The 10,888-nt window shown below is 71.0% G+C and carries 11 protein-coding genes and 1 rRNA gene; 3 read left to right on the plus strand and 9 right to left on the minus strand.

What is annotated here, in order from left to right:
* Positions 1 to 26: 26 nt before the first annotated feature.
* The 3 genes from AB0G35_RS32600 (at position 27) to AB0G35_RS32610 (ending at position 3,585) form a co-directional block, all read left to right on the plus strand.
* Positions 27 to 977, plus strand: a complete 951-nt coding sequence (locus AB0G35_RS32600; RefSeq protein WP_360956962.1) for an HAD-IB family hydrolase — start codon at positions 27 to 29, stop codon at positions 975 to 977.
* A gap of 330 nt (positions 978 to 1,307) precedes the next feature.
* The gene (locus tag AB0G35_RS32605; RefSeq protein WP_360956935.1) at positions 1,308 to 2,093 is read left to right on the plus strand and encodes an ECF subfamily RNA polymerase sigma factor, BldN family; all 786 of its coding nucleotides are present in this window, start codon (positions 1,308 to 1,310) and stop codon (positions 2,091 to 2,093) included.
* Positions 2,094 to 2,373: 280 nt separating this feature from the next.
* Positions 2,374 to 3,585: a DUF5667 domain-containing protein gene (locus AB0G35_RS32610; protein ID WP_360956937.1), complete on the plus strand. Its 1,212-nt coding sequence runs from the start codon at positions 2,374 to 2,376 to the stop codon at positions 3,583 to 3,585.
* 111 nt (positions 3,586 to 3,696) lie between these two features.
* Here the strand turns inward: AB0G35_RS32610 and AB0G35_RS32615 are convergent, their stop codons facing one another.
* The 9 genes from AB0G35_RS32615 to rrf form a co-directional block, all read right to left on the minus strand.
* Positions 3,697 to 4,680: a lysophospholipid acyltransferase family protein gene (locus AB0G35_RS32615; protein ID WP_360956940.1), complete on the minus strand. Its 984-nt coding sequence runs from the start codon at positions 4,678 to 4,680 to the stop codon at positions 3,697 to 3,699.
* A gap of 14 nt (positions 4,681 to 4,694) precedes the next feature.
* The gene (locus tag AB0G35_RS32620) at positions 4,695 to 5,744 is read right to left on the minus strand and encodes an NAD-dependent epimerase/dehydratase family protein (RefSeq protein WP_360956943.1); all 1,050 of its coding nucleotides are present in this window, start codon (positions 5,742 to 5,744) and stop codon (positions 4,695 to 4,697) included.
* Positions 5,745 to 5,943: 199 nt separating this feature from the next.
* Positions 5,944 to 6,042, minus strand: a complete 99-nt coding sequence (locus AB0G35_RS32625) for an AURKAIP1/COX24 domain-containing protein (protein ID WP_003948845.1) — start codon at positions 6,040 to 6,042, stop codon at positions 5,944 to 5,946.
* Between the two features lie 120 nt (positions 6,043 to 6,162).
* Positions 6,163 to 6,372, minus strand: a complete 210-nt coding sequence (locus AB0G35_RS32630) for a helix-turn-helix domain-containing protein (protein WP_014144137.1) — start codon at positions 6,370 to 6,372, stop codon at positions 6,163 to 6,165.
* A gap of 129 nt (positions 6,373 to 6,501) precedes the next feature.
* Complete coding sequence (locus AB0G35_RS32635; protein ID WP_360956946.1) at positions 6,502 to 7,326, minus strand: phosphatase; 825 nt, start codon at positions 7,324 to 7,326, stop codon at positions 6,502 to 6,504.
* A 91-nt stretch (positions 7,327 to 7,417) separates the two neighbouring features.
* Complete coding sequence (locus AB0G35_RS32640; protein ID WP_360956949.1) at positions 7,418 to 8,593, minus strand: acetoin utilization protein AcuC; 1,176 nt, start codon at positions 8,591 to 8,593, stop codon at positions 7,418 to 7,420.
* Entirely contained in the window at positions 8,562 to 9,854 is a 1,293-nt protein-coding gene (locus AB0G35_RS32645) for an MFS transporter (protein WP_360956952.1), read from the minus strand. The genes AB0G35_RS32640 and AB0G35_RS32645 overlap by 32 nt, the downstream gene beginning before the upstream one ends.
* Before the next feature lie 185 nt (positions 9,855 to 10,039).
* Complete coding sequence (locus AB0G35_RS32650) at positions 10,040 to 10,693, minus strand: HAD family hydrolase (RefSeq protein ID WP_360956954.1); 654 nt, start codon at positions 10,691 to 10,693, stop codon at positions 10,040 to 10,042.
* 103 nt (positions 10,694 to 10,796) lie between these two features.
* A 5S ribosomal RNA gene (gene rrf, locus AB0G35_RS32655) occupies positions 10,797 to 10,888 on the minus strand; the annotation flags it as partial.

Below are 10,888 nucleotides of genomic sequence, written 5' to 3' on the forward strand. Positions count from 1 at the left end.
CGTCGCCCGCTCGCCGATCCGGCTGGATGCCCTCCGGGGCGCTCTTCGACCTGGGCTGGATCCCCCGCCGCCGACGCCCCGCCACCGCCCGCAGTGTGCTGGCCGGCGAGGCCGCCGCCGAGGCCGCCCGGAAGACCTCGCAGGAGGCCGAGGAGGCCCAGGCCGTCGAGGAGGCCCCGGCCGAACCGGAGTTCCCGGTCGTCGGGGACACCGCGGCCGCCGCCTTCTTCGACCTCGACAACACCGTCATGCAGGGCGCCGCGCTCTTCCACTTCGGCCGCGGCCTGTACAAGCGGCACTTCTTCCACAAGCGCGACCTCGCCCGTTTCGCCTGGCAGCAGGTCTACTTCCGGCTGGCCGGCTCGGAGAACCCCGAGCACATGGCGGACGTCCGCAACAGCGCGCTGTCCATCGTCCAGGGCCACCGCGTCTCCGAGCTGATGTCCATCGGCGAGGAGATCTACGACGAGTACATGGCCGAACGGGTCTGGCCGGGCACCCGTGCGCTGGCCCAGGCGCACCTCGACGCCGGCCAGAAGGTCTGGCTGGTGACGGCGGCACCGGTGGAGACCGCGACGATCATCGCCCGCCGGCTGGGCCTGACCGGCGCGCTGGGCACCGTCGCCGAGTCCGTCGGCGGGGTCTACACGGGCAAGCTCGTCGGCGAGCCGCTGCACGGCCCGGCCAAGGCCGAGGCGGTCCGCGCGCTGGCCGCCGCCGAGGGCCTGGACCTGTCGCACTGCGCCGCCTACAGCGACTCGGCCAACGACATCCCGATGCTGTCGCTGGTCGGCCACCCGTACGCGATCAACCCCGACAGCCGGCTGCGCAAGCACGCCCGGGAACACGGATGGCGGCTGCGCGACTACCGCACCGGCCGCAAGGCGGCCAAGATCGGCATCCCCGCGGCGGCCGGTGTGGGCGCCCTGGCGGGCGGTGCCGCGGCCGCGGTCGCGCTCCAGCGCCGCCGCCGCTGACCAGGGCTGATCGCCCGTCGGCGCGGCGGGCCATCCACGCTCCCTACCCCCGCAGTCTCCCCGTCAGTCCCCTTGTCGCGGGTCAGCCACAACACGCCTTCCAACCAGGCAGATTGCGTTCCCTTCCGATCAATAGTTGCTCAGTATTCGATACTTGATCTGTCACCAACCCACCACGGACCGTAAGTAATCGATGATTTGAGCAACTGGGTGTAGCGCTGCCTGTACGAAGCGTTATTCTCCTCAGACGCAATCCGGAACCCACACGTCCCTACGACGAGTGAACGGTCCCGCACTGCACGTGATGGAAGCTCTGCCTCTGGGAGTCCCGTGTACCCACACGTCGGGGTTGACGCCTCGGGCCTGGCTACGCTGCGTACGACACTCGTCGACCACCTGCGCAGTTTCGTCCCCACCGCGTACGCCGTCCCCGCATTCGCCTCAGCCGTCCCCGCCGCCGGCCCCTGCTACGCCCTGGCCGACGGGAGCGCTGCGGTCGGCAAGGCCGCCGGCAGAACCCGCCGCGCCGCCGCCGGCACGACCACCGCCCGGCGCCCCGCCGACAGCGACAGCCGTCGCATGATGGACCTCGTCGAACGCGCCCAGGCCGGCGAGGCCGAGGCCTTCGGCCGCCTCTACGACCAGTACGCCGACACGGTCTACCGCTACATCTACTACCGCGTGGGCGGCCGCGCCACGGCCGAGGACCTCACCAGTGAGACGTTCCTGCGCGCCCTGCGCCGCATCGGCACCTTCACCTGGCAGGGCCGCGATTTCGGCGCCTGGCTGGTGACCATCGCCCGCAACCTCGTCGCCGACCACTTCAAGTCCTCGCGCTTCCGCCTGGAAGTCACCACCGGAGAGATGCTCGACGCCAACGAGGTCGAGCGCAGCCCCGAGGAGTCGGTCCTCGAATCCCTCTCCAACGCCGCCCTCCTGGAGGCGGTACGCAAGCTCAACCCCCAGCAGCAGGAATGCGTCACGCTGCGGTTCCTGCAGGGCCTCTCGGTCGCCGAGACCGCCCGCGTCATGGGCAAGAACGAGGGCGCCATCAAGACCCTCCAGTACCGCGCCGTCCGCACCCTCGCGCGCCTCCTCCCCGAAGACGCCCGCTGACCCCCCACCCCCTCGTTCCGCGCTTCTCCGCGCCGTCGTGCGCCGCGCCATGCTCACTCTCGGTGATCGGGCGTGCCCGGTCGGTCAGATCATCGTGAGTGCGTAACCCGAGTGCCGCGCCGCTCGTTGTGCGGAGTGCAGGCTCCATGCGGTCACGCCATGCCCGCTGCCTCTCACTCGATCGAGTGGCCGCGGACATCGGTGTGCAACCGTCCGGCCCGTCTGGATAGTCAATGCCAGTCCGGGGAGTCGTGCGGGATGACGAGAGGAGGTGCCGCCCGTGATCGCGAATGTCTCGGTGCACCGGCGGGCCAACGCCTTCGCCCAGGCCCTGGAGGAGCAGGTCCTCAAGGGCGCGGCGGCCGAGGAACAGGTCGACAATCCGGCACAGACGCCGGGCGAGACACGGCTGTTGGCGGTCGCCGACGGTCTCGGGAGGCTTCCACGGCCGGAGATGGCCGCCGAGGTCAAGACTGTCCAGCGTGCCCAGCTCCTCGCCGCGATGGAGTCCGCCTTCGCCGAAGGCACTCCGTCCGAGGGTGCCAGGGTGCCCGAGCAGCGCGAACACAAAGGCGCGCACCGCGCCGCCAAATCGATCGGCCGGCTACGGCCGCGTTCCCGGCTCTCCAAGGGACTGGCCGCCGGCGGACTGACCATCGGCGTCGCGGCCGGGGCCTTCAGCGGGGTCGCCGCCGCCAGCTCCGACGCCCTCCCCGGGGACTCCCTCTACGGCCTCAAGCGGGGCATGGAGGATCTCAGGCTCGGCATGGCCGACGACGACTCCGACCGCGGCCGGCTCTACCTCGACCAGGCGTCCACCCGCATGTTCGAGGCCCGCCGCCTGATGGAGCGGGCCCGCGCCGCCGACCTCGACCACGAATCGCTCGGCGAGGTCCGCCGCGCCCTGTCCGGGGTGAAGCACGACGCGGGCGAGGGCCACCGGCTGCTGCACGCGGCGTACGAGCGGGACGGCTCGCTCGGCCCCATCCAGGCGCTGAACTCCTTCACCCGCTCCCACCGCAGCACGTGGTCGCAGCTGCGCGACAGGCTCCCGGTGCAGCTCACGGACGTCCGCGACGAGGTCAGCTCGGTCTTCGACGCCATAGACCAAGAGGTCGGTCCGCTCCGCTCGCTGCTGCCGCAGGCCCCCGACGGCAAGAACCACCCGCACAACACCCCGGCCTCCACGGGCACCGGCGCCGGCCCCGAAGTCCGCCCGGCCCCCTCCGGCCACGGCTCCGCCGCCAAGGGACACTCCGCGGGACCGCACGCCCCCCGACCGTCGGCCTCCCCGTCCCAGGAGGACGGTCTGCTCGGCGGCAGCACGGGCGGTCTGCTCGACCCGCAGGACAAGTCCGGCAGCCCGTCCCCGCACGACTCCGGCCACGGCACGGGAGGCCACCCCGGCAGCCATCCCGACGTCACCCTGCCGCCGCTGCTCCCGGGCCTGCTGCCCGGCCTGGGCATCGACGGCCAGGACCTCTCGAAGTAGCAGCACTGCCGCGCCCGGTGCGGCGGCGTTCGATGCTCCTCCCAGCACGCGCCGCCGCACGGTCGGCCCGCCGGAAGAACACCGAACGCCGCACCAACAGCCGGCAGAACCTCAGAAGAACACCGACCGCCGCTGCACCAGCAACTTGTAGAGAGTGTGCTGAATCGTTTCGCGCACCTGGTCGGTGAGGTTGAACATCAGCATCGGGTCGTCCGCCGCCTCCGCCGGATAGCCGTCGGTCGGGATCGGCTCACCGAACTGGATCGTCCACTTCGTCGGCAGCGGCACCGCGCCCAGCGGCCCCAGCCACGGGAACGTCGGCGTGACCGGGAAGTACGGCAGACCCAGCACCCGCGCCAGGGTCTTGGCGTTCCCGATCATCGGGTAGATCTCCTCGGCGCCCACGATCGAGCACGGCACGATCGGCACCCCGGCCTTCAGCGCCGTCGAGACGAAGCCGCCCCGCCCGAAGCGCTGCAGCTTGTAGCGGTCCGCGAAGGGCTTGCCGATGCCCTTGAAGCCCTCCGGCATCACCCCGACGATCTCGCCGCGCTCCAGCAGCCGCTGGGCGTCCTCCGCGCAGGCGAGGGTGTGCCCGGCCTTGCGCGCCAGCTCGTTTATCACCGGCAGGACGAACACCAAGTCGGCCGCCAGCAGCCGCAGATGACGCTGCGCCGGGTGGTTGTCGTGCACCGCGACCTGGAGCATCAGGCCGTCCAGCGGCAGCGTCCCGGAGTGGTTGGAGACGACCAGCGCACCGCCTTCCGCGGGGATGTTCTCGATGCCCTTGACCTCGACCCGGAAGTACTTCTCGTAGAAGGGCCGCAGCAGCGACATCAGGACCTGGTCGGTCAGCTCCGCGTCGTAGCCGAAGTCGTCGACCTCGTAGTCGCCGGTGATCCGGCGGCGCAGGAACGCCAGGCCGCCCGCGATCCGTTCGTCCAGCGAGCGGGGCCGGGCCGGCGGGGGTGCCGCTGGCGGGTGCTCGGTCCGGGCCTCCGGTACGGGCGCCAGCGCCGTACCGCGCCCGGCCCGCCGGGCCTTGCGGCGCGCCCGGGGCTCCTCGCCGAAGGGAATGACCTTGGCGTCCGCCATGGTGGGTGTCCTCCTCACTTGGCCGCGCTCCGGCGCGCGGTGAGCACGCCGGCGAGCCGGTCGACGGTGCGGGCGAGGCACTCGGGCGGCAGCAGCCCGGGGCCACGGCTGCGGGCGAATTCCGCGAAGGCCTCCGCCGTCGTGTACTTGGGGTGGAACCCCAGTGTCTCGCGCATCTGCGTCGTCTCGACGACCCTGCCGTGCGTGAGCAGCCGGATCTGTTCCGGCGAGAAGTCCGTGATGCCGACGGACCTCAGCGCGGTGCCGGCCCAGGTCACCGTCGGCAGGAAGAGCGGCAGGGTGGGCCGCCCGAGCCGCCGGGAGGTCTGCGAGAGCAGCAGGACGCCGTCGCCGGCGATGTTGAAGGTGCCGCTGTTGAGCGTGCCCCGGCGCGGCGCGGCGGCGGCGATCCGCAGCACGTCGATCGCGTCGTCCTCATGGACGAACTGGAGCCGCGGGTCGTAACCGAGGACGGTGGGCAGCACGGGCAGCGAGAAGTACTCGGCGAGCGGGGAATCCGCGCACGGCCCGAGGATGTTGGCGAACCGCAGGATGCAGACGGCCACGTCGGGCCGGCGCCGGGCGAAGCCGCGGACGTACCCCTCGACCTCGACGATGTCCTTGGCGAAGCCTCCGCTGGGCAGCGACTTCGGGGTGGTGGTCTCGGTGAAGACGGCCGGGTCGCGGGGCGCGGAGCCGTAGACGCTGGTGCTGGACTTGATGACCACGCGCTCGACGTTCGGGGCCTTCTGGCAGGCGCCCAGCAGCTGCATCGTCCCGATGACGTTGGTTTCCTTCACCGAGGCGCGGCCGCCGCGCTTGCCCAACGGCGTCCCGTTGATGTCCATGTGAACCACGGTGTCGACGCGGGTTTCGGCCAGGACCCTGGCGATCGCCGGGTGCCGGATGTCGGCCTTGAGGAATTCGGCGCCGCCCAGATGGTGCTCGGGTGCCACGGCGTCGACCCCGATCACCCGGTCGACGTCCGGCTCACGCTGGATCCGGCGGACGAATCTGCCGCCCAGCTGCCGTGCGACTCCTGTGACGAGCACGACCTTGCCCAAGATCAGCCCTACCTTCCCGCCGCGACCTGCACGTAGCCCAGCTGTGCGGTCAACGCTATCGGGTCGGTGTTGCGCAGTGATGACCACGGGATGCCCACGACGACATTTCCGTCCCACCACCGTCCATACGGCCCACAACGCGCCGCAGCCCCCGACCGCACCAGGCGATGGGGGGCTGCGAAATCGCGATCAGCGTCGCTTACTTCTTGTTACGACGCTGAACACGGGTGCGCTTGAGCAGCTTGCGGTGCTTCTTCTTGGCCATCCGCTTGCGCCGCTTCTTGATAACAGAGCCCACGACTACCCTCGCTCACTTCGAATCACTCGGTGCGGGGCGTCCGAGCCCACACTACCTACATCGGGCCAGCCTACCCGGCGCCGGGCGAACGACGTAATCCGAGGGTCGGCGAGGTGCCCATCAGGCCGATTCCACCCCCACGTAGGACTCCCGGAGATAGTCGTGGACCGCCTGCTCCGGAACCCGGAAGGACCTCCCCACCCGAATCGCGGGCAGATGACCGCTGTGCACCAAGCGGTACACGGTCATCTTGGACACTCGCATCACCGTGGCGACTTCCGCCACCGTAAGGAACACGACCTCGTTCAGAGGCCTCTGGTCAGCAGCCATGAACACACCTGCACCTTCCGCATAAGACGGTCACCGGCTTCCCCTCCGGTGACTCTTCGTCGCTATGCGCTCACTCCCCAGATTAGGGGCGGGTGATGCGAGTGGGGAAGAGGAGCAGCGAACAGCCGCCTAATATGACAGACCGACACGTTCCAGGATGTATCGCATGAGTGGCCGGTAGGACGCGGCCGGTACGGCGTCATCGAGCGGCACCACCTCCGACAGTCGCCCCTCGGCCTGTCCGACGAACGGAGCCGGGTCGTCCGAATCGGCCAGCGCGATCGCCTCAATGCCCAGCTGACCTGCCCCGCAGGCCCATCCGTGGTCCCCGATCACCAGCCAGGGAAGCGGCCCTCCGGCGTCCGCGGCCGCCGCCAGAACGGTCCGCACCGGCAGCGGTGAGTGGGTGTGCACGCCCCCCGCCCCGGACGCGCCCCGCACGCCGGTCTCTCGCAACATCGCGACTCCCCGTACGTAGTCCAGGGCCCGGGTACGTACGCCGAACCGGGTCGCTATGTCGACACGGACGCCATACGCCGGGGTGAGGACGGGGCAGCCCGCCGCCGAGAGGGCGTCTGCGAGGCCGGCGTAGAACTCCAGCAACGCCTGCGGATGTCCGGTGCCGAGCAGCACCGGCTCCGCTCGGGCCGCGGCGACACCGATCCGGTCGGCGAACCGGTCGAGCGCCGCGATCGTACGATCCGGATCGATCACGTCCGGGCCGGAAGTGCGCGCGGGATCGACCGAAACTCCGCACTTCTGCCCCATCAGCCGCAGGAGTGCGGGGAGCGGCCACTCCCGCTCAGGGTCCAGCCCCAGCAGCACCCGCGGATCGCGCGCTGCGAAGAGCCGGTAGCGCCCCAGACTCTGCTCCCGGGTCGTCGCGATCGTCCCCGCCAGCCGCGCCCCGACCAGATGCGCCCGCAGATCCCCGGTGGCCAACACGCCGCCCATGCTGACCCGTTGGCCGGACGGTCGATGCCCCAACCGACGGGTAGTCACACATCCGGGGGCATGCGTCCGCCGCCCGTACCGCGGGCCTCCGCTACGGCAGCAGACCGTGCGCCGGGAACACCGCCCGTCGGGTGGCCAGCACCGCCTGGTCCAGCCGGTCGGCCGGGTCGTAGCCGTCGTTGAGGAAGTCGCGCCACTGCGGCATCCGGCCGTCCGTCATCCGCTGCGGCGCCAACTGACGCGTCCGCCGGAACACTTCGTGCCGCCAGGACTCCGGCACCGGGGCGGTCGGCTCGATCGGCCGCCCGGCCGCGATCGCCGTCAGATGGGTCCAGCTGCGCGGCACCACGTCCACGACCGCATAGCCGCCGCCCCCGAGCGCGACCCACCGCCCGTCCGCGTGCTCGTGCGCCAGCGAGTGACAGGATTCGGCCACTGCCCGCTGGGCGTCCAGGCTCACCGCGAGGTGCGCCAGCGGGTCCTCGAAGTGCGTGTCGGCACCGTGCTGCGTCACCAGCACCTGCGGGCGGAACGCGCCCAGCAGCTCCGGCACCACCGCGTGGAACGCCCGCAGCCAGCCCTCGTCGCCGGTCCCGGCGGGCAGCGCCACGTTCACCGCGCTGCCGGCCGCGCCCTCCCCACCGGTCTCCTCCGGCCAGCCGGTCTGCGGGAACAGCGTCCGCGGATGCTCGTGCAGCGAGATCGTCAGGACCCGCGGATCGTCCCAGAAGGCCGCCTGCACCCCGTCGCCGTGGTGGACGTCCACATCGACGTACGCGATCCGCTCGGCGCCCAGCTCCAGCAGGCGTCCGATCGCCAGCGACGCGTCGTTGTAGATGCAGAAACCGGACGCACCGCCGGGCATCGCGTGGTGCAGCCCGCCGGCGAAGTTGACGGCGTGCGCCGCGTCACCGCGCCACACGGCCTCGGCGGCACCGACCGACTGCCCGGCGATCAGCGCGGACACCTCGTGCATCCCCGCGAACGCCGGATCGTCGGCCGTCCCCAGCCCGTACGAGAGTTCCGCGGCCGCCGGGTCCGCCGACGCCCTGCGGACCGCCTCGATGTAGTCCTGGCGGTGCACCAGCCGCAGTGTGGAGTCCCCGGCCGGCTTGGCCGCGACCACCTTCAACGGCCCGCGGTCCAGCTCGAACGCCTCGACCAGGCGCATGGTCAGCGCGAGCCTGACCGGATCCATCGGGTGCCCGGGCCCGAAGTCGTAGCCCGTTACTGCCTCATCCCACATCAGCTGTGCGCGGCCGCTCATGCCTGTCACCGTATCCGGCCCGCGGCGCACCGAACGATCTGGCATACACGAGCGTCACCAGGACCAGCGCCATCGGCACCAGCATCGCCCCCCGATAGCTCCAGGCGTCGCCCAGCGCCCCCACCAAGGGAGAACCGATCAGAAAGCCCACGTAGTTGAAGATGTTCAGTCGCGCGACGGCCATGTCCGAAGCTCCGGCGCCCTGGCTGTCGTACGCGTACCGGCCGGCCGCCGCGAACGTCTGCGGCACGATCACACACAGCCCCAGCCCCAGCAGCGTGAACCCCGCCATCCCCGCCCAGGCCCCCGGCGCCGCGGCCACCACGGCGAAGCCGCCCGCCGCCACCACCGTCCCGCACCGCACCACCGCGACCGCCCCGAACCGCCGCACCCCCAGGTCCCCCACCGCCCGCCCGAGCAGCGTGGTCACCATGTAGACGTTGTACGGAACGGTGGCGAGCTGCTCGGAACTGCCCAAGACCTCCTGCAGATACTTGGCGCTCCAGTTGGAGACCGTCGAGTCGCCTATATAGGCGAACGCCATCACCAGACACAGCGGCAGCAGCCACCGCATCGCGACCGGAGTGACCGGCGCGGCGGGGGCAGCGGGAGCGGCGGGAGCGGCGGCTTCTGTGGGGGTGGCCGGCACCGGCCCGGCGGGCCCGGGCCCGGACCCGGCCGCGTCCCGCTGGTCCACGAACCACCGGCCCACGACCACCGCCAGCGGCACCAGCACCCCCACCACCGGCCCGTACAGCAGCCCCAGCGACAGCTTCCAGTACGCCCCGGCCCAGGCCAGCGACGCCCCCACGATCCCGCCCAGGCTGTACGCGGCGTGGAAGCCGAGCATGATGCTCCGCCCGTACGCGCGCTGCAGGCTCACCCCGAGCATGTTCATCGAGGCGTCCAGCGCCCCCACGGACAGCCCGAACGCCGCCAGCGCCACGGCGACCTGGGCCATCGACCCCACCGACCCGACGGCCAGCAGCGCCAGACACACCACCGGCTGCACGCACCGCAGCACCCGGCTCGGCCGCACCCGCTTCACCACCTGCTCGGTGGCGATGCTCCCGACGCCGGCCAGCACCGGCACCGCCGCCAGGAAGACCGGCAACAGCCCGTCCGAAATGCCGTACCGCTCCTGGATCGCCGGGATGCGCGTCACGAGGAGGGCGAAGACCGCACCCTGGACGAAGAAGCTCAGGGTGAGCGAGATCCGGCCGTGCCGCAGCTGCGCTCCCGGTACCAGAGGGGCCGTCATGGCCGCTCAGCGTAGAACTCCCCGCTACCGCTGGGTAGATGGATCACACCAGCAATTCCGACCTCCGCCCGCCGGGTGATCCCCCGTCACTCCCCTTACTCATGCCCCGGGCACCAGGTGACTCATCCCCGTCAGGCACCAGGCGACTCATTCCCCTCGGGCACCAGGTGCCGGCCCCGGGGGCGCTACCGCAGCAGCAGATCCGGCAGCTCGGTCATCCGGCCGAAGAGCGCGGTCGCACCGGCCTCCGCCAGCTTCGCCGCCGGCGTCATCGCCGTGAACCCGTAGACGTCCATCCCGGCGGCAACCGCCGCCTGCACGCCCAGCGGACTGTCCTCAATCACCACGCACCGCTCCGGCGCCGCGCCCATCTCCCGTGCCGCATGCAGAAAAAGATCCGGCGCCGGCTTACCCCGCCCCACGTCCTGCGAGGAAAAGACCCTCTCCGGCGCGAACCACCGGTCCAGCCCCGTCGTCCGGTGCCCCACCCGGATCCGCTCATGGCTCCCGGACGACCCGACGCAGTACGGAATGCCCTCCGCGGCCAGCTTCTCCACGATGTCCGTCACCCCGGGCACCGGCCGCAGTTCGCGCTCGAAAGCCGCGAAGACCCGCCCGTGAAAAACGTCGTCGAAGTCCTCCGGCAACCGCCGTCCCGTCCGTTCCAGCACCATTTCGTGAATGCGGTGCGTCGCCGAGCCCAGGTAATCGCGTATCGATTCCTCGTACGAGGTGGGGTGCCCGAGCTCGGTGAGATAGCCGGCCAGGATCGTGTTGGACAGCGGCTCGCTGTCGACGAGCACCCCGTCGTTGTCGAAGATGACCAGGTCATAGCGCATGCCCAGACCTTACGGGCATACCCGGAGCCCACCCGGGCGATTCTCGTATCCGGAACGCAGAAAAGCCCCGCACCATACGGTGCGGGGCTTTCCCACAAAGATTGTTCGGCGGCGTCCTACTCTCCCACAGGGTCCCCCCTGCAGTACCATCGGCGCTGAAAGGCTTAGCTTCCGGGTTCGGAATGTAACCGGGCG

Origin of the sequence: Streptomyces sp. NPDC021749, from assembly GCF_040640655.1 — a bacterium.
GTDB lineage: Bacteria > Actinomycetota > Actinomycetes > Streptomycetales > Streptomycetaceae > Streptomyces.